The 22,568-nt window shown below is 64.9% G+C and carries 21 protein-coding genes; 15 read left to right on the top strand and 6 right to left on the bottom strand.

Annotated features, from left to right (window positions below):
- Nucleotides 1-10 precede the first annotated feature (10 nt).
- The gene (locus tag J1C52_RS09655; RefSeq protein WP_227427726.1) at nt 11-541 is read left to right on the top strand and encodes an acyl-CoA thioesterase; all 531 of its coding nucleotides are present in this window, start codon (nt 11-13) and stop codon (nt 539-541) included.
- 159 nt (nt 542-700) lie between these two features.
- A complete protein-coding gene (locus tag J1C52_RS09650) occupies nt 701-1,687 on the top strand; it encodes a cytochrome-c peroxidase (protein ID WP_227427725.1) in 987 nt (328 codons plus the stop codon).
- Nucleotides 1,688-1,786: 99 nt separating this feature from the next.
- On the opposite strand, the gene cls is transcribed toward J1C52_RS09650, so the two are convergent.
- Nucleotides 1,787-3,214: a cardiolipin synthase gene (gene cls / locus J1C52_RS09645; protein ID WP_227427724.1), complete on the bottom strand. Its 1,428-nt coding sequence runs from the start codon at nt 3,212-3,214 to the stop codon at nt 1,787-1,789.
- A 108-nt stretch (nt 3,215-3,322) separates the two neighbouring features.
- Here cls and J1C52_RS09640 point away from each other — a divergent pair, with 108 nt between their 5' ends.
- From J1C52_RS09640 to J1C52_RS09630, 3 genes are read left to right on the top strand one after another with little or no spacing between them, the layout of a single operon-like run.
- Complete coding sequence (locus J1C52_RS09640) at nt 3,323-4,213, top strand: CPBP family intramembrane glutamic endopeptidase (protein WP_227427723.1); 891 nt, start codon at nt 3,323-3,325, stop codon at nt 4,211-4,213.
- Nucleotides 4,214-4,272: 59 nt separating this feature from the next.
- The gene (gene accD / locus J1C52_RS09635) at nt 4,273-5,175 is read left to right on the top strand and encodes an acetyl-CoA carboxylase, carboxyltransferase subunit beta (RefSeq protein ID WP_227427722.1); all 903 of its coding nucleotides are present in this window, start codon (nt 4,273-4,275) and stop codon (nt 5,173-5,175) included.
- Nucleotides 5,132-6,445 (top strand): bifunctional folylpolyglutamate synthase/dihydrofolate synthase, encoded by a 1,314-nt coding sequence (locus J1C52_RS09630; RefSeq protein WP_370633254.1) that lies wholly within the window; start codon nt 5,132-5,134, stop codon nt 6,443-6,445. Before accD ends, J1C52_RS09630 begins: the two co-directional genes overlap by 44 nt.
- A 69-nt stretch (nt 6,446-6,514) precedes the next feature.
- Here the strand turns inward: J1C52_RS09630 and J1C52_RS09625 are convergent, their stop codons facing one another.
- Complete coding sequence (locus J1C52_RS09625) at nt 6,515-6,940, bottom strand: c-type cytochrome (RefSeq protein WP_227427721.1); 426 nt, start codon at nt 6,938-6,940, stop codon at nt 6,515-6,517.
- Between the two features lie 224 nt (nt 6,941-7,164).
- On the opposite strand from J1C52_RS09625, the gene J1C52_RS09620 reads away from it, so the two are divergent.
- Nucleotides 7,165-8,043, top strand: a complete 879-nt coding sequence (locus J1C52_RS09620; RefSeq protein WP_227427720.1) for a DMT family transporter — start codon at nt 7,165-7,167, stop codon at nt 8,041-8,043.
- On the opposite strand, the gene J1C52_RS09615 is transcribed toward J1C52_RS09620, so the two are convergent.
- Both J1C52_RS09615 and J1C52_RS09610 read right to left on the bottom strand, forming a co-directional pair.
- Nucleotides 8,040-9,857 carry a serine hydrolase gene (locus J1C52_RS09615; RefSeq protein ID WP_420493654.1) on the bottom strand — a complete coding sequence of 606 codons (1,818 nt, stop codon included), beginning with the start codon at nt 9,855-9,857 and terminating at the stop codon, nt 8,040-8,042. The genes J1C52_RS09620 and J1C52_RS09615 overlap by 4 nt on opposite strands.
- A gap of 291 nt (nt 9,858-10,148) precedes the next feature.
- The gene (locus J1C52_RS09610; protein WP_227427718.1) at nt 10,149-10,853 is read right to left on the bottom strand and encodes an HAD family hydrolase; all 705 of its coding nucleotides are present in this window, start codon (nt 10,851-10,853) and stop codon (nt 10,149-10,151) included.
- Nucleotides 10,854-10,974: 121 nt separating this feature from the next.
- Between J1C52_RS09610 and clpS the strand changes: the two genes are divergently transcribed.
- The 3 genes from clpS to J1C52_RS09595 are packed head-to-tail and all read left to right on the top strand — an operon-like array spanning nt 10,975 to nt 13,130.
- Entirely contained in the window at nt 10,975-11,292 is a 318-nt protein-coding gene (clpS, locus tag J1C52_RS09605) for an ATP-dependent Clp protease adapter ClpS (protein WP_370633256.1), read from the top strand.
- Between the two features lie 6 nt (nt 11,293-11,298).
- Nucleotides 11,299-12,324, top strand: coding sequence for a class I SAM-dependent methyltransferase (locus J1C52_RS09600; RefSeq protein ID WP_227427716.1), 1,026 nt, complete (start codon nt 11,299-11,301; stop codon nt 12,322-12,324).
- Entirely contained in the window at nt 12,321-13,130 is an 810-nt protein-coding gene (locus J1C52_RS09595; protein ID WP_227427715.1) for an SDR family NAD(P)-dependent oxidoreductase, read from the top strand. The genes J1C52_RS09600 and J1C52_RS09595 overlap by 4 nt, the downstream gene beginning before the upstream one ends.
- Here J1C52_RS09595 and J1C52_RS09590 read toward each other — a convergent pair.
- Both J1C52_RS09590 and regB read right to left on the bottom strand, forming a co-directional pair.
- Nucleotides 13,127-13,477: a hypothetical protein gene (locus J1C52_RS09590; protein WP_227427714.1), complete on the bottom strand. Its 351-nt coding sequence runs from the start codon at nt 13,475-13,477 to the stop codon at nt 13,127-13,129. The two genes, J1C52_RS09595 and J1C52_RS09590, sit on opposite strands and share 4 nt — an antisense overlap.
- A gap of 80 nt (nt 13,478-13,557) precedes the next feature.
- On the bottom strand, nt 13,558-14,943 hold the full coding sequence (regB, locus tag J1C52_RS09585; RefSeq protein ID WP_227427713.1) for a sensor histidine kinase RegB: 1,386 nt from the start codon (nt 14,941-14,943) through the stop codon (nt 13,558-13,560).
- Nucleotides 14,944-15,032: 89 nt separating this feature from the next.
- Between regB and J1C52_RS09580 the strand changes: the two genes are divergently transcribed.
- From J1C52_RS09580 to J1C52_RS09555, 6 genes are all read left to right on the top strand, one after another.
- The gene (locus tag J1C52_RS09580; RefSeq protein WP_227427712.1) at nt 15,033-15,653 is read left to right on the top strand and encodes an SCO family protein; all 621 of its coding nucleotides are present in this window, start codon (nt 15,033-15,035) and stop codon (nt 15,651-15,653) included.
- A 104-nt stretch (nt 15,654-15,757) separates the two neighbouring features.
- A complete protein-coding gene (locus J1C52_RS09575; RefSeq protein WP_227427711.1) occupies nt 15,758-16,312 on the top strand; it encodes an ActR/PrrA/RegA family redox response regulator transcription factor in 555 nt (184 codons plus the stop codon).
- Nucleotides 16,313-16,370: 58 nt separating this feature from the next.
- Nucleotides 16,371-17,030: an ABC transporter ATP-binding protein gene (locus J1C52_RS09570; RefSeq protein ID WP_227427710.1), complete on the top strand. Its 660-nt coding sequence runs from the start codon at nt 16,371-16,373 to the stop codon at nt 17,028-17,030.
- Nucleotides 17,027-19,384 carry an ABC transporter permease gene (locus J1C52_RS09565; RefSeq protein WP_227427709.1) on the top strand — a complete coding sequence of 786 codons (2,358 nt, stop codon included), beginning with the start codon at nt 17,027-17,029 and terminating at the stop codon, nt 19,382-19,384. The genes J1C52_RS09570 and J1C52_RS09565 overlap by 4 nt, the downstream gene beginning before the upstream one ends.
- Entirely contained in the window at nt 19,374-20,423 is a 1,050-nt protein-coding gene (locus J1C52_RS09560) for a lipocalin-like domain-containing protein (protein WP_227427708.1), read from the top strand. Before J1C52_RS09565 ends, J1C52_RS09560 begins: the two co-directional genes overlap by 11 nt.
- A 97-nt stretch (nt 20,424-20,520) precedes the next feature.
- Entirely contained in the window at nt 20,521-22,527 is a 2,007-nt protein-coding gene (locus J1C52_RS09555; RefSeq protein ID WP_227427707.1) for an NADPH-dependent 2,4-dienoyl-CoA reductase, read from the top strand.
- Nucleotides 22,528-22,568 lie beyond the last annotated feature (41 nt).

Below are 22,568 nucleotides of genomic sequence, written 5' to 3'. Positions count from 1 at the left end.
AGGACAGCCCATGTATCCCATCCTGCGCTTTGCCGCCCAAATGCTGAAATACCGCAACGCCCCGCGTTTGGGATTGCTAGACACGCATGTCTCGCACCATCGGTGCTGGCCGTGGGATCTGGACCCGTGGATCGAGTTGAACAATGGCCGCACGCTGACGCTGTATGATCTGGGCCGCATCCCGATGGCCATGCGCACCGGGCTGGGCGATGTGCTGCGCGCGCAAGGCTGGGGTATTACGGTTGCGGGCAATTCCACGCGCTACCGCAAGCGCATCCGCGCGTTCGAGCGGTTCGAGATGCGCAGCCGCTGCATCGGCTGGGACGCGCGATTTATCTACACCGAGCAATCCATGTGGAAAGGCGAGGACTGCGCCAACCACATCCTGATCCGGTCCGCCGTCACAAGCTCCAAGGGGATCGTGCCGCCCGCGCAGGTGCTGGAGGCGCTTGGATATGACGGCCCTACGCCCGATTTGCCCGATTGGGTGCAGGCCTGGATCGCGGCGGATGCCACCCGCCCATGGCCGCCAAAGCCCTGAGAAATGATGCATCAGAGTTGATTGATTTACAATCATTCTAAAACTTGATCTGGGTCAAGGCTGCTCACGACTCCTCACATTATGGTGATCTCAGACGCGCGAAAGTTTTGCGGCAGGTGCCGCAGAACCGTCAGGAGATGACCGTTAATGGAGGCCAACATGACCCCCCGCACTCTTCCCCGGCTTGGTGCCACGGCACTTGCACTGGTGCTTGGCGCAACTGCCGTTCATGCCGAGGATATTGCCGAATACATGGATTTCTTCGAGCCGCTACCCTACCTGCCGCCAATTCCGGCAGATAACAGCATGGATCAGGCCCGGATCGACCTGGGCCAGATGCTGTTTTTCGAGCCGCGGATTTCCGCGTCGGGCGTGATTAGCTGCGCAACCTGCCACAACCCCGCGCTGGGTTGGACCGACCGGATCGACCGCGCCGTGGGCCATGCGGGCCAGGTCGGCAACCGCAACACGCCGACCGTTCTGAATTCGGGCTTTCTTGGTGCGCAATTCTGGGATGGGCGCGAGCCTGATCTGGAAGGCCAGTCGCTTGGCCCCATTCAGGCCGATGTGGAAATGAACATGTCGCTGGAAGAAGCGATCCAGCGCCTGAAGGAATTCGAGGTCTACCAACAGCATTTCGCCGCTGCTTTCCCGGAGGACGCCGACCCGATCCGCGCCGAGAACGTGGCCCTGTCCATCGCCGCTTTCGAGCGCACGCTGAACACGCCCAATTCGCCGCTGGACCGCTTCCTGCGCGGCGATGTGCAGGCCATGACCGACCAGCAGGTCGAGGGTATGAAGCTGTTTGTCGATGCCGGTTGCGTGGCCTGCCATAACGGCCCGGCCTTTACCGACAGCAATTATTACCGGTTCGAGTTGCCCAGCTCGAAGGACGAGGGCCGCTTCCTTGTCACCGGCGACGAGGCCGACAAATTTGCCTTCCGCACCCCGACCCTGCGCAACGTGGCCGTGACCTATCCGTATTTCAACAACGGGTCAGTCGACAACCTGCACGACGCGGTGAACCTGATGGCAGAGCAGATGCTGGGTCAGGAATTCACCGAGGAAGAGAACGACGCGATCGTGGCCTTCCTGAATGCGCTGACGGGCGAGATGCCCGAAGTGGAAATTCCTGCGCTGCCATAAGGCGCAGGTGCTTACCGGGTGCGCCGTCTCCCAGCGGCGCGCCCATGTCTTCCAAAACCTCCGACCGCCCTTCGCGTCCTCCCACGCGGGGGCGGTTTCTTACAAAAGCGGGCTCGCCAGCGCGATCACGTTGTTGCGCAGCCGCCGCCAGAGCGGCCAGCCTGCCACATCGGCGCGGGTGATCGGATGTGCCCTGTCGATATAGGTCTGCTGTCGCGCATCCAGCTCGGCGGTGACATCGGGGCAGGCCAGCAGCAGCGAGTTTTCATAGTTCAGGTCAAAGCTGCGATGGTCCAGGTTTGCCGTGCCCAGCATGGCGAATTGTCCGTCCACCGTCACGATCTTGGAATGGATCAGGCCGGGATGAAACAGGTGCACGCGCACGCCCGCGTGCAGCAATTCGGGCAGCAGGCTTTCGCTGGCCGCGCCCACGATGGCGCTGTCATTGCGCGCGGGCAGAATAAGGTCCACCGCAACCCCGCGCTCTGCCGCCGAGCAGATGGCCACATGCAGTGCCTGGTCGGGGACGTAATAGGGCGTCGTCATCACCAGCCGGTCGGTAGCTGCATAGAGCATGGCACATAGCGCGTCAGAGGGCGTCGTTTGCACGTCATCCGGCCCGGACGAGATGACCTGAGCCGTCACCGTGCCGCTTGGATCGGGGGGCATCGGTTCGGTCAGGACCGCGCTCAGGTCTTCGGCGTGGTGGGTCATCCAGTCATGCACGAACACGGCTTGTTGCTGGCGCACGACCGGCCCTTCCAGCCGCACCAGAATATCCACCCATGGGGCGAACCGCCGCTTGATGGCAAAGGCCGCATCGGCGCAATTGCGGCTGCCAACCCATGACAGGCGATTGTCCACGACCACGATCTTGCGGTGATTGCGCAGGTCGATGCGACCGAAGAGCAGGCTTATCAGCGGGTTGCCCAAGGGTGCTGCACGGTCCAGCGCCACACCGGCCGCCCCCATCTGCCGCCACAGGGCCGAGCGGATCATCCGCCGCGCGCCATGGTCATCGACCAGCACACGGCAGGCCACCCCACGCCGCGCCGCCGCGCAAAGCGCCTGTGCCATGCGGGTGCCGGTGTCATCGGGAAGCCAGATGTAATAGAGCACATGCACATGGTGCTGTGCCGCCTCGATGGCCGCGATGATGTCATCCATCATTGCATCGCCTTCGGGCAACAGGGTCAGCCGGTTGCCGCCCACGGGAGGGAACTGGCTGGTGGCGTGCCCGGCGGCAAAGGCGGGCCGCGCGGGGCCGCTGGGCTGCACGAGCGGGCCGCCTTGCCCGATCTGCGCGGCGTTCAGGCGGTTGCGAATCTCTCGGATACGTTCGCGCTGGGCGCGCGCCATGCGGATTTCGCCAAACAGTGCATAGGCCGCAAGGCCCACCACCGGCAGCGCGAGGATGATCGTCACCCATGCCAGCCGCGCCGAGGGCGTCAGCCCCGGACGCAGCAGCGCACGCACGACGAAAGCCGCCTGCGCGATGAACATCAATATGACCCAGACAGAGGGCATGACCGCTCCAGGTTGAGGACCAGCGCCCCCGGTTTCGCTTGAAGCCGAACCCAAGGGGCTATCTACTGTCAAAATATAGGATTGTTTTCACCCGGATGGACAGGGCACATGCCGTTTTCGCAAGCGCAGGACCGATATATCGCACCCGCAAGGCTGCGCCCGCAACTGTGGCGGCTGGTGCTGGGGGTCGGCTTGATCCTTGTGATCTATCTTGCATGGATGGCCGCGATCGGCTTCGCGGTGACGCTCGCCGTGGGTCTTGACGATGCGCCGCTTGTCATGGGGCAGGTCGGGCTTGGGGCGACGCCGCCCTCGATCATGGTGCTGTTGTTCACCTTCGCGGGGCTGGTGCTGGGCACCTTCGCGGCGGTGCGCTGGGTGCATAAACGCCCTGTCGCCAGCCTGTTCGGCCCGCGCGACGTGCTACTTCGCGATTTCGCCGTGGCGCTTGGCCTGTTTCTGGCTGTGTCGGTGCCGGGGGTTGTCTGGGTTTTCGCGTCGGGCACGCTGTCGCCGGGGGTGCCGGTGCAGGTCTGGGCGATCTACGCGATCCCGGTCCTGCTGGGCCTGATCGTGCAGACCGGTGCCGAGGAGATCGTCTTTCGTGGCTATCTGCAACAACAACTGGCGGCACGCTTTGCCGCGCGCTGGGTGTCCTTCGTGATCCCGTCCGTGCTGTTCGGCCTGTTGCATTACGCGCCCGACCAGATGGGCCAAGGCGCGTGGCTGTTGGTGGGGCTGACCGGCTTTTTCGGGCTTCTGATGGCGGATCTGACGGCGCGCAGCGGCTCTCTTGGCATGGCCTGGGGGCTGCATTTCGGCAACAACACGCTAGCGATCCTGATCTTCACCACCGGAGAGGCGCTGGACGGTGTCGCCCTTTTCCGGTTGCCCTATTCGCTGGCTGACCCGTCCAGCCTGCTGGGCCTGCTGCTGGTGGACCTGTTGGGCCTCGTTCTGATCTGGGCGCTGTTGCGTCGCTGGTTGCGGGGTCGCTGATTGCATTTGCCGAGGGCTTTGCTTATTTCAGGCGCAAAGCGCCCTCGCAGGATTGCCCGATGAACTGGATCACCAACTACGTTCGCCCCACGCTCAACTCGTTCTTCACCAAGCGCGAGATGCCGGAAAACCTGTGGGAGAAATGCCCGTCCTGCGGCACGATGCTGTTTCACCGCGAACTGACCGACAATCAGCAGGTCTGCACCAGTTGCGGCCACCACATGGCGCTGACCCCGCGCGCTCGTTTTGCTGCCTTTTTCGACGGGGGCTTGTATCAGGAACTGGACGTGCCGGCGCCGGTGGCTGACCCGCTGCAATTCCGCGACCAGAAGAAATATCCCGACCGGATGAAGACCGCCCAGAAAAACACGGGCGAGAAGGAAGCGATGCTTGTCGCCGAGGGCGAGGTGCTGCGCACCCGGCTGGTGGCCGTCGCGCAGGATTTCAGCTTCATGGGCGGGTCCATGGGCATGTATGTGGGCAACGCGATCATCGCGGCTTGCGAACACGCGGTCGCGCGCAAACTGCCGCTTGTGCTGTTTTCCGCCGCGGGCGGCGCGCGGATGCAAGAGGGTATCCTGTCACTCATGCAGATGCCGCGCACCACTGTCGCCATCGACATGCTGCGCGAGGCCGGTCTGCCCTATATCGTGGTCCTGACCGACCCGACCACGGGCGGCGTGACCGCAAGTTATGCCATGCTGGGCGATGTGCAGATCGCAGAGCCGGGCGCGCTGATCTGCTTTGCCGGGCCGCGCGTGATTGAACAGACCATCCGCGAAACCCTGCCAGAGGGGTTCCAGCGCGCCGAATACCTGCTGGAACATGGCATGTTGGACCGCGTGACCCCGCGCAAGGAACAGCGGGCAGAGATCGCGACCATCCTGCGGATGCTGACCGGGCAAAGCGCCGTGGTGCATGGCGATCTACCGCCGCCGGACGCGCCTGTGCAGGCTGGCTGAGATGAGCGCAGGCTCGGACGCGCTTTTGGCGCGGATGATGGAATTCCATCCCAAGATCATTGACCTGACGCTGGACCGTGTCTGGCGTCTGCTGGCGGCGCTTGACCATCCCGAACGCCGCTTGCCCCCGGTGATCCATATCGCCGGAACCAATGGCAAGGGCAGCACGCAAGCCATGATACGCGCGGGGCTGGAAGGGGCGGGCCTGTCGGTCCATGCGTATACCAGCCCGCATCTCGCGCGGTTTCACGAACGCATTCGGCTGGCGGGCAATTTGATTGACGAAGCGGCACTTAGCGATGTGCTGGACGAATGCCTGCGCGCCAATGGCGAGGGCGCGATCACCTATTTCGAGATCACGACCTGCGCGGCGCTTCTGGCATTCGCGCGCACGCCTGCTGATTACACGCTGTTGGAAGTGGGCCTTGGCGGGCGGCTGGACGCCACGAATGTGGTCGATGCGCCCGCGCTGACCGTCATCACGCCCGTCAGCATGGACCATGAGCAATATCTGGGCACAACCTTGGCCGCGATTGCAGGCGAAAAGGCCGGGATCATTAAGCGCGGCGTGCCTTGCGTGGTGGCTGGGCAGGCCGATGACGCGCTGGAGGTGATCGAACACCGCGCCGCGCGTCTGGGTGCGCCGCTTCTGGTGCAGGGCCAGCATTGGCATGTGGCGAGCGAAGCAGGGCGGCTGGTCTATCAAGACGAAACCGGGCTTCTGGACCTGCCGCTGCCGCGCCTCGCCGGGCCGCATCAGGTGCAGAACGCGGGCACGGCGATTGCCGCGCTTCGGGCTCTGGGCCATGGCGCCGGGGCCGAGGCGGCTGTCACCCGCGCCGAATGGCCCGCGCGGATGCAACGCTTGCGCCACGGGCCGCTGGTCGAGGCACTGCCCGGCGGCACGCTGTGGCTGGATGGCGGGCATAACCCGGCGGCGGGGCAGGCGATTGCCGCAACGCTTGCGGAACGCGGCGATCGCCCGCTGTGGATGATCTGCGGAATGCTGAACACCAAGGATGTGACGGGGTTCATGCAACCGCTCGCGCCGCATGCGCGCAAGCTGTTCGCGGTGTCCATTCCGGGCGAAGCAGCCACGCTCAGCGCCGAGGCGACGGCCAATGCCGCGCGCAAGGCAGGGATTGACGCGGTCGAGGCGGAAAGCGTTCTGCAAGCGCTGCGTACCATTGCCGCCGAGGACGCGACGGCGCAGGTGTTGATCTGCGGCTCGCTTTACCTGGCCGGGCAGATCCTGCGCGACAACGGCTGATCCGGCATTTTCGCCGGACATGAAAAAAGGGGCCGTGGCGGCCCCTTTTCCATGTGAATTTATCGCGGCTTACTGGGCGCCGAACTGGGCCAGGTAAGCATAGATGTTCTCGGCGGATCCGCGCAGACGGTGGTTCATGTTCGACCGCGCGCGTGCATCGCCGGTCACTTCGCGCAGGTAGCCGGTCGGGTCATTCACATAGGCGACGAAGTTTTCTTCAGTCCAGGTGATCCCGGCTTCGCCTGCGGCCTGCATGGCCGACGAGTAACGGCTGTAGCCGTCATAAGAGCCGGCAACACGGCCAGCCACGCCCCACAGGTTGGGGCCGGTGGGGGCGACGCGGTGGATCACATCGCCATCGGGCGAGGCAATGCCATGGCAGCTTGTGCACTGGCGGAATTCGGATTCGCCAGCAGCGGCATCGCCGGTGGCTTGGGCGTTCGCCCCAAGAGGCAGGGCGCAAAGGGCAACAATCGTGGCGGCTTTCAGCTTCATCGGGTTCTCTTTCCTCGTTGGCTTTAAGTCGTCGGGATACGGTTGAATACCGAACAACCACCGCACCATACCCGACAATTCCGGTTTCACAATCCACTAAATATAAAATTATGAATATACCTTTTGCGCCGCGCGTCCGGTTCCGTCGCAGATGCGCGCTGGAAACTCTGCTGTCCAGCCTGTATCGGTTCACATGTGCAACAAGCCGACAGAAGGGGCCGGGCATGGATATTCGCGCGCTGATGATGGGGCTGGCCTTCGCCTTCATGTGGTCCTCGGCCTTTGCCTCGGCGCGGATTATCGTGCAGGCCGCGCCGCCGCTGATGGCGCTGTCGCTGCGTTTCCTGATCTCTGGCCTGATCGGCATCCTGATCGCGCGGGCGCTGGGACAGACTTGGCACCTGACGCGGGCGCAATGGCGGGCGATCTTCATCTTCGGCCTGTCGCAGAACGCGCTCTATCTGGGGCTGAACTTCGTGGCCATGCAGACGGTCGAGGCGTCCTTGGCCGCGATCATCGCATCCTCTATGCCGCTACTCGTGGCCTTTGCCGGATGGGCCTTTGCCGGTGAGCGCCTGCGCCCTATGGCCGTTGCCGGGCTTGCCGCCGGGTTCGGCGGCGTCGCGCTTATCATGGGCGCGCGGCTTGGCGGCGGGGTGGACCTGTATGGCGTGGCGCTCTGTGTCATCGGGGCAATTGCCCTGACAGTGGCCACATTGTCGGTGCGTGGGGCATCGGCGGGGGGCGGCAACCTGCTGATGATCGTCGGGCTGCAAATGCTGGTTGGTGCTGCGCTATTGGCTGGCCCCGCTTTAGCGCTAGAGACTTTCGACGTGGCCTGGTCCTGGCAGCTTGGCGCGGCCTTCAGCTACACGGTGCTGATCCCCGGATTGGCCGCGACATGGGTCTGGTTCCTGCTGGTGGGCCGCATCGGCGCGGTGCGCGCCGCGACCTTCCACTTCCTGAACCCGTTCTTCGGGGTGGCCGTGGCGGCAGTGCTGCTGGGCGAAAGCCTTGGGTTGTATGACGTGCTGGGCGTGGCCATCATCATGGCGGGCATCTTGGCGGTTCAGCGCGCGCGGGTGGCCGAAAAGCTGGGTTAGGGTCGCGCCACGCTGCAATCCATGCCCCGCGCCGACAGGCGGGCACAGGCGCGGTCGGCCTCGCCCTCTGTCAGGCCTGCGAAGCTTGCCTCAAACCGCCCACTGGTCTGGCGAATCCGGCTGATCCCGCTCGACAGCGCCTGCGCTTCCGCCATCTTCACGGTAATCAGGCTGCGCTCCGCGTCGTGACGGCTGTTGAATGCGCCCAGAGAGATGCCCCATAGCCGCGCATCGTCCGAGGTCGAGACCCGGCTGATGATCTGGGTCGCAGGCGCGTGGAACGATTCGGCGATGACGGCGGTGTGAAACTCTTCATCCGTCGCTTCAGAGCGGGTCAGGATAATGCCCGACTCCTCGATCACAGGGGGCGCGACCGTCACGTCCAGATCCACGTTCATGTCCAGCGCACTGTCGGTTGCGCCGGGCAGGAAGGATTCGGGCGCGCCGGTCCACAGCATGTCTGCCGGTGGGCCTTCGTTCTGGGCGACGATCAGGGGCGCGGGGGCGGTGGCCTCTGCCAAGGGCGCGGTTTCGAGCAAGATCGCTTCGGTCTGGACAGGTTCGGACGCTTCCGCGACGCGCGTTGCCGCCGCTTCCGGGGCTGGGTCCGGTTCGGGCAAGGGGGCGGCTTCGGCCAAGAAGACCGGGATCTCTTCGGCGCTCTCTTCGGGCTGGGCCGCGGCCTCTGCCTCGGCAAGGTCCATGGCGGCGGCGTCCGCGTCTTCCAGCGCGTCCAGATCGGCGGGGTCGGCAATACCGAAACCCGCAGCTTCGGCCACGCTCAGGTCAATCGCCTCTGCGACCGCTTCGGGGCGTGGCGGGGGGCTGATGTCCAGCTCTTCCGGGGCCAGCTCTGTCAGGGTCAACTCTTCCGCCGTTTGCGACACCGACAGGTCCACCCCCTCGACCACGGCGACCAGCACCTCTTCGGGCACTTGCGGAGCGGGGCGGGCGCGGGGGCGCAAACTGGTGCGCACGGCGGTGACAATGCGAATCGTCTTGGCACCGGCATTGGGGTCGTCATCGCCGTTGCGCGGTTTCTCGGCCACCAGCGTGGCGCGGCCCTGATAGGCCGGGGTCGCGGGCGGACGCACGGCTACGCGCGATTTCGCACGGCTGAACCCCAGATCCATCAATTCCGCCACGCGGGCGTTGCGCGCGGCGGTCGAACTGCCGCCGAACATCGTGGTGATGATATGCTTGGACCCGCGCTGTGCCGAAGCGGTCAGGTTGAACCCCGCCGCGCGGGTGTATCCCGTCTTGATCCCGTTTGCACCTTGATAAGCGTCCAGAAAGCGGCGGTTGGTGTTGGGCACGTTGGCCACGCCCGCGAAATCGGACCGGCGCGAGAAGATGTTGAAATATTGCGGATAGTCGAAGAACAGCTGACGGCCCAGGATGGTCATGTCGCGCGCGGTCGACATATGGCCGGCTTGTGTCAGACCATGAGGGTTCTTGAAGGTGGAGTTGTTCATACCCATCGCGCGGGCCGTGCGGGTCATGCGTTCGGCAAACGCCTCGACGCTGCCGGAAATCCCCTCGGCGATGACGACAGCCGCGTCATTGGCCGAGCGTAGCGCGGCGGCACGGATCAGGTAGCGCAACGAGATGGTTTGCCCCTCGCGCAGCCCAAGGCAGACGCATTCCGTACGCGTGGCGCGGCGGCTGACCTTGAACTTCGTATCCAGCCCGACTTCGCCGTGTTTCACCGCCTCGAAGGCAATGTAGAGCGTCATCATCTTGGTCAGCGACGCCGGGTGCAGCCGTGTGTCATGGTTGCGGGCATGGATCACCTCGCCATTGCGGGCATCCATCACCATTGCCGCATAAGGTGCTGCATGGAGGGGTGCTAGGGAAACCCACAACACCCAACCCAGCACCAAAATGCCAAGCCCGACACGTCGCATGAACTGCGCCTGCATCTCGTTGCCTCTGTCGTTTTGTCCCGCTGGTTTTAAGGATGCGGGTTATTTTCTGCTCATGTTAAGCGTAGCACGAACGCCACGCAGGGAAAAGGTTGTTTATTCAACGCCTTTCGCTGTGTTCTTAATGCAAGCTTGTGGCAGGTTTAGGGGCATGTTGGCTTGCGCCCGCAATATTCTGCGTCAGCAGCCGTCGATCCAGCCCACCAGCTCGGGCAACTCGCCCAAATGTCGCAGGGTCCGAAACCGATCATGATCGAAGGGGGGCTCTGCCTGTTCGATCTCCCATTCCAGCCCATGGGGCACATGCACGCCCCACGCGCCTGCCATGATCGGCGCGACCACGTCCGAGCGCATCGAATTCCCGGCCATCAGCGCGCGTTCGGCCCCATCGCCATGGCGCGCGAAAATGCGGGCATAGGTGTCGGGCGTCTTTTCCGACACGATTTCGATGGCGTCGAACAGGTCGCCCAGACCCGATTGCGCCAGCTTGCGTTCCTGGTCCAGCAAATCGCCCTTGGTTATCAGCACCAAACGATGCGACGGCGCAAGCGCGCGAATGCTTGCTTCGGCATGGGGCAGCAATTCGATCGGGTGTCGCAGCATCTCTTGCCCGGCACTCAGGATGTCGGAAATCACCGAAGCCGGCACGCGTCCATCCGTCACCTCGATGGCGGTTTCGATCATCGACAGCATGAAGCCCTTGATGCCATAGCCATAGCGCGCAAGGTTGCGGCGTTCGGCGTCCAGCAGGCGCGCCATGAGGGTCTCGCGCTCGGTATACGCGGCCAGAAGCCCCGCGAAATGGTCCTGCGTCAGGCGAAAGAAACGCTCGTTATGCCAAAGCGTGTCATCCGCGTCGAAGCCGATGGTTGTGATCCTGTCCATGTCGGTGCCTGATCGGTTCCTGCGCAGCGCGGGGTTTTCAGAGGGGTGACTCGGTCTATATTGGCCGCTATATCAGCCTGCACAAACCTAGCGGAAGAGCCCGATGCATATTGCACCGACCATGACAGATGGCGATGGCGTCGAAAATGATGGCGCGGTCGTCACCAAGACCAAGACGCGCACGCAACGCCCGCCGATGTACAAGGTCATGCTGCTGAACGACGATTACACGCCCATGGAATTCGTCGTGCATGTGCTGGAGCGCTTCTTTGGCATGTCGCACGCCATGGCCTTCGACATCATGCTGACCGTGCATAAGAAGGGTGTTGCGGTGGTGGGCGTCTTCTCGCATGAGGTGGCGGAAACCAAGGTGGCGCAGGTGATGGATTTCGCGCGCCGCCACCAGCACCCGCTGCAATGCACGCTCGAGAAAGAATAAATCCGCTTGTTGCCTCATAACCCCGTGACATTGGCCACACCGGCCCCGCGCGCCGACCGACTGGTGCGCGCGGTGGAAGATGGCCTGATCCTGCCCGACGGCCCCGTGACCGTTCTGCGCCCCGCCGCGGGCGAGCGGTTCGACCCGATCGACCCCGCGCGCCTGCGCATAGTGCAGGGCTACCGGCCCGATCATGACGCGTTGGTGCAGGCGGGCTACAGCGTTGGAACCGTCGCGGAACCTGCGCCCAGTGTGCTGGTCTGCCTACCACGCGCGAAGGACCACGCCCATTTGCTGATCGCGCAGGCCGCCAGCCTTGCGGGGCAGATGGTGCTGGTCGATGGGCAAAAGACCGACGGGATCGATTCGATCCTGAAAGCGCTTCGTGCGCGGGTGGCGGTCGAAAGCCTGTCGAAATCGCATGGCAAGCTGGTCTGGTTCGACCCGCGCGGCGTGGATTTTTCCGATTGGGCCTTGGGCGCGCAAAGCGTGCAGACCCGGTTCGGCCCGATGGCAACCGCGCCGGGCCTGTTTTCGGCGGATGCGGTCGACCCCGCATCAGAGATGCTGGCCGAAGTGCTGCCGGCGGATTTGCCCGCGCGGATGGCCGATTTCGGGGCGGGGTGGGGGTATCTGTCCGCCGCGATCCTGTCGCGCAACGGGCCAGAGGTGCTGCACCTGGTAGAGGCAGAGGCCGACGCCCTCGCCGCCGCACGCGCCAACATCACCGACCCCCGCGCGCAATTCCATTGGGCCGACGCGACCGCGTTCAGCCTGCCCGACTCGCTTGGCGGCATTGTCATGAACCCACCCTTCCATGTCGGGCGCGATGCGCGGCCAGAGCTGGGTTTGGCGTTTATTTCGGCAGCGGCGCGGGCGCTGGGCACGCGCGGGCAGTTATGGCTGGTTGCGAACCGCCATTTGCCCTATGCACAAATGCTGGAAGAGCGGTTCGCGCATCTGTCGGTTCTGGCCGAAGACACCCGCTTCCGCGTCTGGCACGCCAAGCAACCGCGCAGGGGAAAACGATGAGCTTCTCGATTGCCGGCAAGACCGCGATCATCACCGGATCGGCCAATGGCGTGGGTCTGGCGATTGCCCGCCATTTCATCGACCAGGGCGCGAATGTCGTCATGGCCGACCGTGACGAGGCGAAGCTGAAATCCGAAGTGGCCAAGCTGTCGGGCACGGATGAGCAGGCGATCTTCTTCGCGGGCGACCTGCGCGAACGTCTGACCATCGCCAATCTGCTATCGGCCACGGTCGATGCCTTCGACCGGGTGGATATTCTGGTCAATGCCACGCGTCAGTGCATGTCTTGCGACCCGCTGGACGACCAGAGCGACACGGTCGAGGAAGCGCTTCAGCAAAACCTGTTGGCCAGCCTGAAGCTAAGCCAGCTTGTTGCCAAACGCATGATCGCGCAGGCCGAAGAGGTCGAGGATAAAAACCGGATGGCCGGGTCCATCGTCAACCTGTCCTCCATCGCCGCGCGGCGCACCCAGCCCGAATTGATGTCTTACTCCATCGCCTCTGCCGCGCTGGACCAGATGACACGGTCGCTGGCGGTGGCGCTGGCCTCTGCGCGCATCCGGGTGAATGGCGTGGCGCTCGGGTCGGTCATGAGTGCCAATCTGAAAGAGCAGATGAGCACCAATGACGATTACCGCGACAGGATTTTGCGGCAAACGCCCATGGGCCGCATCGGTGCCGCGTCAGAGGCGGCGGAAGCGGTGCAATTCCTGTCCTCGGACGCGGCGGCCTTCATGACCGGGCAGATCGTGACCATCGACGGCGGGCGCACGCTGCTGGACCCGGTCGCGGTGCCTGCGCATTAATTGCTTTCCCATGCGATGAAACTGACAAGCTGGTTGCAGGCCTCTTGTCGGCTGATCCAAACGGCGGTCGTGTCAAAGGTCGTTTGCACCGCCTTCCGCGCCCGGTCGAGATCGGCATCTGTCGCGCCGAGGTTGCGGGCCAGCGTGACGTTTCGGTTGGCGTCTTGGCGCATTTTCTGCGCGCCATCGTAGCCGCCTGCATAGCCCGCACATTGGCGTGCAGCGATTTCGGCACCGGCTGCAAGCCTTGCATGTCTTTCCATGGGGTTAGCTGGCGGTGGCGGCGCACATGCGACAAGTGCAAGACAGCAAATAACCAAACCCGAAATCCTGTAAAACGGCACCATGCCCATCCCCATCAGTTACACTGCACGTTCTGTGTGGTGCAAAATGGTTAAGGAACCGTTTCTTTCGGCACAGATGGCCGTCAGCCGTCCAGGCGGGGGTTTTCCGGGAGTGCCGTTGCCGGGTCGACGGCGATGCGCGACAGCGGCCATGTCAGGTCGACCAGCGCGCCATGCAATTCCGGCGCGCCGGGAAGGGTCTTTATCACCCCGTCGCAATTCAGGAATTCCAGCCTTGCGCCGGTGCGCTCCAGCAAGGTCTTGGCGATGAACATGCCAAGACCCATGCCCGAATAGCCGGGGCGGCGCTTGAAGCGGTTCGGGTCGCGCCCGCGCCCGATGAACGGCTCGCCGATGCTGCCCAGAACCTGCGGCGAAAACCCCGGTCCGTCATCGACGATCCGGATGCGCAAGGTCTGCTTGGTCCAGCTTGCATCGACCCAGACCTGGTCTGTCGCGAAATCGACCGCGTTCTGGATCAGGTTGCGCAGCCCGTGGATCAGCTCTGGCTGGCGCTGGATCAGCGGTTGCGTCTGGCTGCCCCCGGCACCGGGTTGCACAAGGAAATGCACCGTTTTGCCGCGGTTCATATGCGGCTCTGCGGCCTCTGCCAAAAGCGCCTCCAGCGGCGCGCGGCGCATCAGCGTGTCATCCTTGCCGCTGCGCCCCATGGAATGCAGGATTACCCGGCAGCGCTCGGCCTGTTCAACCAGCAGGCGCGCATCTTCGGCCAGTTCCGGGCGGTCTGCCAGATCGTCGGCCAATTCGGCGCTTACCAGTTTGATAGTGGCAAGGGGCGTGCCCAACTCATGCGCGGTCGCAGCCACCACACCGCCAAGGTCGGTCAGCTTCTGCTCGCGCGAGAGCGCCATCTGCGCGGCCAGAAGCGCGTCGGCCATGGAATTGGCCTCTGCCGCGACGCGCTGGGCGTAAAAGGTCTGAAAGGCAATGCCGATCACGATTGCCACCCAATGCCCGAAGGTCAGGATGAAAGACACGTCCAGCACCGTGCCATCGGCAAATCGCAAGGGCCGGTAGCTGACGCTGACAAGCGTAATCAGCGCAATCGCCACCAGCGACAACAGCAAAGTGGACCGAAGCCGCAGCGCCATCGCCGCCACCGCAACGGGGGCCATGATGAGCAGCGCGAACGGGTTGGTGATCCCGCCCGTCAGGTATAGCAGCAGCGACAATTGGGCGATGTCGAACAGAAAGGTCAACGAGGCCTCTGTGTCGGTCAGGCGCTTTGCCGCCGGGTATAGAAACAGCGACAACAGCACCGTGACCCCCGCCGCGCCGATGACCAGCGCCACCAGCCCGTTGTCGAACCGCAGCCCGAAGGCAAGCTGGCCGACCACCAGCGCGCCGACCTGCCCCACCAGCGCCAACAGCCGCACATAGGCCAGCGTGCGCAGCCGGACCCATTCGGTGCGGGTGTCTTGGGTGATCTCTCCGAAGGTGGGGTCCATGGGGGCGCGATGTCACATATTGGGGAAAGGGGATTGTTACGCGGCGCGGGCTTTGGCATCAAGCGGCAGAGTTGCAAACGGGGTAGTCCATGCTGAAACGGTATTCGCTGATGGCCGCGGGGTTTCTGGCCCTTGTGCTTGGGGGTTTGGGCGGCATGGTGTTGTTCGCGCCGGACGACACGCAGTTCGGGCAGTGCCGCGAAACCTCTGTCGCGGGCGGCAGTGGCGCGATCGGTGGGCCGTTCAGCCTGACCGACCACACCGGCCAGCCGGTGACAGAAGCCGATTTCGCGGATCGCCCGGTGCTTTTGTATTTCGGCTACACGTTCTGCCCCGATGTCTGCCCCTATGACAACGCCCGCAACGCCGAGGCCGTCAACATCCTGGAAGAGCGCGGCTATGACGTGACGCCGGTCTTCGTGTCCGTGGATCATGGCCGCGACACGCTCGAGGCCTTGGCCGAGTTCGTCAGCTTCATGCACCCCAAGATGGTGGGCCTGACGGGCACCGAACAGCAATTGCGCGACGCGGCGCGCGCTTATCGCGCCTATTTCGCGGTGCAGGATACGGATGAGGAATTCTACCTCATCGACCATTCGACCTTCACCTATCTGAACCTGCCGGGCCATGGCTTTGTCGAGTTGTTCCGCCGCGAGGTAACGCCGGACCAGATGGCCGACCGGGTGGCCTGCTTCATCGACAACGCGTGAGCGGGTGCGCGGGGCGCGCGGGTATCACGCGCGCCCCGTGTGCAGTTCAAATTGACCTTTTGCGCGTCGCAGCCTAACTATCTGGTAGCCCAAAGGGGAACCAGATGACCGAAGCTGCTGAACTTGACCTTGGCCCGGACCCGTCGCTGCTGATCGTCGATGATGACGAGGTGTTCCTGAAACGCCTTGCGCGCGCGATGGAAAAGCGCGGTTTCGCGGTGGAAACCGCCGAATCCGTGGCTGCTGGCAAAGCCATCGCGACAGCCCGTCCGCCCGCCTATGCCGTGATCGACCTGCGGCTGGACGACGGCAATGGTCTGGACGTGGTCGAAGTGCTGCGTGCGCGGCGCGAAGATGCGCGGATCGTGGTTCTGACCGGCTACGGCGCGATTGCCACCGCCGTGGCGGCGGTCAAGATCGGGGCGACCGATTACCTGTCCAAGCCCGCCGACGCGGCTGAAGTGGTGCGCGCGCTCCTGTCCTCGGAAGAGGTATTGCCGGAACCCCCGGAAAACCCTATGTCCGCGGACCGCGTCCGCTGGGAGCATATTCAGCGCGTCTATGAGCAATGCGACCGCAACGTGTCCGAAACCGCGCGGCGGCTGAGTATGCACCGCCGCACGCTTCAGCGCATTCTGGCCAAACGCTCGCCCCGCTGACATTGCTTGCCGCAGGTCGCGAACTACTCTTGACGGCAGACTGGCCGCAAGGACTGACATGACGCGATTGGCGCTTGAAGATATTCGCAAAAGCTTTGCCAGTGCAGAAGGGGCGGTGCCCGTGCTGCAAGGTGTCTCGCTTGCCGTGGACGGGGGCGAGGTGGTGGCGCTGACGGGCGAAAGCGGCAGCGGCAAATCCACGCTTCTGCACATCGCCGCCGGGCTGGAAGCACCCGATGCGGGCCGCGTTCTGGTGGCTGGCCAAGACATGGCATCCTTGCCCGATGCGGGCCGCGCGCGGCTCCGGCGCGGGACGGTGGGGCTGGTCTTTCAGCAGTTCAACCTTGTGCCCTCGCTGAGCGTGGGCGCAAACCTTGCCTTTCAGGCGCGGCTGGCCGGGGTGCATGACCCAGCCTTTTGCGCCGATCTTGCGGCCCGCCTTGGCCTGACGGAGTATCTGCGCCGCTATCCCGAACAGCTTTCGGGCGGCCAGCAGCAGCGCGTGGCCATCGGCCGGGCCTTGGCCGCAAAGCCCAAGGTGTTGCTGGCGGATGAGCCAACCGGCAATCTGGACGAAGCTACGGGCGACGCTGTCTTTGTCCTGATGCTGGAGCTTGCCCGCGCGCAAGGCACGGCGCTTTTGCTGGTCACGCATTCGGCGCGGCTGGCGGGCCAATGCGACCGCAACCTGCATCTGCGCGCGGGGCGTCTGGCATGACCTTGGCCGCCCTTTTGTCGCATTGGATGCGCAACAAGGTGCAACTTGCAATGTTGCTGGCGGGGCTGATGCTGGCCACCGCGCTGTGGTCAGGGGTGCAAGCCTTGAACGCGCAGGCGCGCGGGGCCTATGCCACGGCGGCCGCTCTTATGTCCGAGGATGGTGCCGCGAGCCTTGTCGCGCCCTCGGGCCAGATGGATCAGGCAGTGTTTGCACAGTTGCGGGGGCAGGGTGTGCTGGTCTCTCCGGTTGTCGAGGGGCGGTTGCGGCTGGGGGATACCCGCCTGACCCTGCTGGGGATAGAGCCGCTGACCGCGCCCCAAGGCACCGCTGCCGCGCTGGCCGATGGCGATTTGCAGGCCTTCTTCGCGGGTGCGGGTTTTGCCCATCCTGAAACGCTGGCGGACCTTGGCGATCCGCCCCTGCCGCTCAGCCCGTCAAGCGCCGTGCCGGTGGGCACGCTTCTGGTCGATATTGGCACCGCGCAACGCTTGTTGGGGATGGAGGGGCAGATCAGCCGCCTGCTGCTGACCGGCCCCGCGCCCCGGCCCCTGCCCGAAGGCTTGCAGCTTGCGCAGGCCAGCGAAGGGGCCGAATTGGCCGGCCTGACCGACAGCTTCCACCTGAACCTGACCGCATTCGGCGCGCTTGCCTTTGCCGTGGGTCTGTTCATCGTGCATTCCGCCGTGGGGTTGGCATTCGAGCAGCGGCGCGGCCTGTTTCGCACGCTGCGCAGCCTTGGCGTGCCCTTGCGCGCTCTGACACTGGCCTTGGCGCTGGAACTGGCGCTGATGGCGTTGGTCGCGGGCTTGGCGGGGCTGGCGCTGGGCTATGTGCTGGCCGCAGCCCTTTTGCCCGATGTCGCTGCCACCCTGCGCGGCCTGTATGGCGCACCGGTGCCCGGCAGCCTGCAATTCAGCCCTGCTTGGGCGCTGGCAGGTCTGGGGATGGCTTTTGCCGGGGCCGCTTTGGCGGGTGCGCAGGCACTCTGGCGGCTGTGGCACATGCCCGTGCTTGCCCCCGCGCAGCCGCGCGCTTGGGCGATGGCCACGGGCCGCGCGATGCGCTGGCAAGTGGCGGGGGCGCTGGGCTTGGGCGGCTTGGCGGTGGCGCTGGCCTTGCTGGGCGATGGCCTGTTCGCGGGCTTCGCGCTTTTGGCCGCAGCCCTTTTGGCAGCGGCCTTGCTGACGCCACCGCTTCTGGCGCTTGGCCTGCGTGGGGCATCGCGCTTGGCGCAAGCCCCGGTCGTGCAATGGTTCTGGGCCGATAGCCGCCAGAACCTGCCGCGCCTGTCGCTGGCACTGATGGCGCTGATGCTGGCGCTTGCGGCGAATATCGGCGTGGGCACCATGGTCGCAAGCTTTCGCGCGACGTTTATAGACTGGCTGGACCAGCGCCTTGTGGCCGAGATGACCATCACCCCCCGTGACGCGGCAGAGGCGCAGACGCTCGAGGCCTTCATCGCCCCGCGCGTGCAGGCCGTTCTGCCCCTGCGCCGGGTCGATGCCACGCTTGTAGGCCAGCCCGGTGCTGTCTACGCCATGCGCGACCACGCCACCTTTCGCGACAACTGGCCGCTGATCGCCCAAGTGCCAAATGTCTGGGACCGGCTGGCGACAGAGGAGGGCGCGCTCATCAACGAACAACTCGCCCGCCGCGCGGGTCTTTGGCCCGGCGACAGCATAGCCCTGCCCGGTGCGGGCGATGTGCCCATTCTTGGCGTCTATCCCGATTACGGCAACCCGCTGACCCAAGCCATCGTGACAGAGAGCTGGTTCGACCGACTGTTCCCCGGCACGCCCACGCGGCAACTGGCCATCCGCACGGATAACCCCGCAGGCACGCGCGCGGCGCTGCTGGACGAGTTCGGGCTGAGCGCGCAGGCCATCACCGACCAAGCGCAGGCCAAGCAGCTTTCGCTGGCCATATTCGAGCGCACCTTTCTAATCACTGGCGCGCTGAACGTGCTGACCCTGTCTGTCGCGGCGCTGGCGCTGTTTGCCACGTTGGTCACTCTGTCGGGTCTGCGGCTGGTGCAGCTTGCCCCCTTGTGGGCTATGGGCCTGACCTTGCGCCAATTGGCGGGGCTGGAACTGGCCCGCGCGCTTATGCTGGCCGGTCTGACGATGGTTCTGGCCCTGCCTGTGGGGCTGATGCTGGCGCAGGTGCTGTTGGCGGTCATCAACGTGCAGGCCTTTGGCTGGCGTTTGCCCTTGCAAGTCTTCCCGGCCGATTGGGCGCAGCTTGCGCTTTGGGCCGGGCTTGCGATGCTGGCGGCAGCCGCTTGGCCCGCATGGCGGCTATGGCGCGGGGGCGGCGGGCCGTTGCTGAGGGTGTTTGCCTATGAACGTTAAGGCCCTTCTCCTTGCGCTCTGCCTTGCCTCGCCCGCCCTTGCCCAAGGTTTCGCGGGCCTTGGCACCGATGCGAGTGGTTTCGCAGTCCCAGAGCAGGATCGCACGCTTGAATTTCCGCGCGACCATGGCGCGCACCCGCAATACCGCATTGAATGGTGGTATCTGACGATGACTTTGCAAGGCGCGGATGGCCGGGATTACGGCGCGCAATGGACGCTCTTTCGTTCAGCCCTTGCCCCTGAAGAGCGCGAGGGCTGGGCCAGCCCGCAGGTCTGGATGGGCCATGCGGGCCTGACCACGCCCGACACCCATTTCGCCGCAGAACGTTTCGGACGCGGCGGTGTGGGGCAGGCGGGGGCACAGGCCGCGCCGTTTCGCGCCTATATCGACGACTGGCATATGACCAGCACCGCGCCCTCGGGCGCAGATGCCCTGTCCGCCCTTTCGGTCGCAGCCACTGGCCCCGATTTCGCGTATTCTTTCGACCTGACGGCGCAAGGGCCGCTCGTCCTGCACGGCGACAAGGGCTATTCCGTCAAATCCGCCGCCGGGCAGGCGAGCTATTACTACTCGCAACCCTTCTACACCGTGACCGGCACGCTTGACTTGCCCACCGGCCCGGTCGAGGTGACAGGCCAAGGCTGGCTGGATCGCGAGTGGTCAAGCCAGCCCTTGGCCAGCGACCAGGAAGGGTGGGACTGGGTGTCGATCACGCTCGATGACGGGCATCGCCTGATGGGGTTTCAGCTGCGCGGGGCCGACATTTTCACCGCCGGCACATGGATCACGCCCGATGGCAGCGCCACGTCCCTGCCCGATGGCGCGCTGCAATTCACGCCCCTTGGCACAGCGACGGTCGCAGGCCGCGAGGTGCCGGTGCGCTGGCAGATCGACTGGCCCGCCCGCGACATGCGCCTGGTGACAGAGCCGGTGAACCCACAGGCCTGGATGGACCTGACCGTCAGCTACTGGGAGGGGCCGATCCGCGTCAATGGCACCCACACCGGGCGCGGCTATCTGGAAATGACGGGCTACTGACGGGCCTGATTGCGCGCAAGACAGCCTTGACGCCGCGTTGCGCTGGACCAAGCGCCCTTCGCGCGGCTAGGGTTTCGCACCAGTCGGAGGAACCCCCATGTCGTCCTATCCCCATATGCTCGCGCCGCTCGATCTGGGCCACACCACGCTGAAAAACCGCGTGCTGATGGGGTCCATGCACACTGGGCTGGAAGAACGCGGCGATTGGGGTCGCGTGGCCGAGTATTACGCCGAACGCGCGCGCGGCGGGGTGGGGTTGATCGTGACCGGCGGCATGGCGCCGAATGCCGAGGGTGGGGTCTTTCCCGGCGCGGCGGGGCTGTTCACGCCGCAGGACATCGCCAACCACCGTCTTGTCACCGACCGCGTCCATAGCGAAGGCGGCAAGATCGCGATGCAGATCCTGCACGCGGGCCGCTATGCCTATAGCCCCGATTGCGTCGCGCCCTCTGCAATCAAATCGCCCATCAGCCCGTTCAAGCCGCGCGAGCTGGACGAGGCAGGCATCGAGAAACAGATCGCCGACATCGCCACCGCAGCCGCCCGCGCGCGCGAGGCTGGCTATGACGGGGTAGAGGTGATGGGGTCCGAGGGCTATTTCCTCAACCAGTTCCTCTGTGCCGCCACCAACCAGCGCACCGACCGTTGGGGCGGTGCCTATGAAAACCGGATGCGCTTGCCTGTCGAGGTCGTCAAACGCGTGCGCGAAGCCGTCGGCCCCGATTTCATCGTGATCTACCGCATTTCGCTGATTGACCTTGTGCCGGGTGGGCAAAGCTTTGACGAGGTCGTGCAACTGGCCGACGCGATCGAGCGCGCGGGGGCGAGCATCCTGAACACCGGCATCGGCTGGCACGAGGCACGCGTGCCCACCATTGCCACCTCGGTGCCGCGGGCCGGTTGGGCATGGGTCACGCGCAAGCTGATGGGGCAGGTGGGGATACCTGTCATCACCTCGAACCGGATCAACACGCCAGAGATGGCCGAGGAACTGTTGGCGGGCGGGGCAGCCGACATGGTGTCGATGGCGCGCCCATTCTTGGCCGATCCCGATTTCGTCGCCAAGGCCGCCGCAGGGCGCGCGCGTGAAATTGCCCCCTGTATCGCCTGCAACCAAGCCTGCCTGGACCACACCTTCCAAGGCAAGATTTCCAGCTGCTTGGTCAACCCGCGCGCCTGCCATGAGACAGAGCTGCGCTACACCCCAACCGATGCCCCCAAACGCGTGGCGGTCGTGGGTGCTGGTCCGGCCGGGTTAATGGCGGCGCTGGTGGCGGATCAGCGCGGCCATGACGTAACGCTTTACGATTCAGACGCCCAGATCGGCGGGCAGTTGAACATGGCGCGCGTCATCCCCGGCAAAGAGGAATTCCACGGGTTGGTCGACTGGTTCCAGACCATGCTCGACGCCTCGCGCATCGACCTGCACCTGAACACCCGCGCCACGCCCCAGATGTTGGCAGGCTATGACGAGGTCATCATTGCCACCGGCGTCACCCCGCGCGATCCGCAGATCGCGGGCCAGGACGCCCCCCATGTGCTGCGCTATATCGACGTGCTGCGCGGGCAAGCGCCGGTGGGCGCGCGGGTGGTCGTGGTCGGTGCGGGCGGCATCGGGTTTGATGTGGCGGAATACTTGGCGCATCAGGGGCCGAGCGCCGCTCTGGACCTTGGCCTGTGGCAACGCGAATGGGGCGTGACCGATCCGGCCAAGGCCCCCGGCGGGCTTGCGCCCGACGGCCCGCAACCTACGCCACCCGCGCGCCAGATCACGCTGGTACAGCGCAAACCCGGCAAACCCGGTAAGGGCTTGGGCAAAACCACGGGCTGGATTCACCGCGCAAGCCTTGCGGCCAAGGGTGTGACCATGCTGGGCGGCATGAGCTATAAGCGCATCACGTCCGAGGGGCTGGTGGTGGAAAGCGACGGGGCAGAGAAAACGATCCCCGCCGACACCATCGTTCTGTGCACCGGCCAAGACCCGTTGCGCGACCTGGCCGATGCCTTGCCCGATGCCCATATCATCGGCGGCGCGGATGTGGCCGCCGAACTGGACGCGAAACGCGCGATTGACCAAGGCGCGCGGCTGGCGGCAAGGCTCTGAGCTACATCTTCATCTTGCCATAAACGCGCATTGCTCTGCGC

The organism is Roseibaca sp. Y0-43 (genome assembly GCF_020667835.1).
Taxonomy (GTDB): domain Bacteria; phylum Pseudomonadota; class Alphaproteobacteria; order Rhodobacterales; family Rhodobacteraceae; genus Roseinatronobacter.
This window is presented reverse-complemented; position numbering and strand designations above follow the sequence as displayed.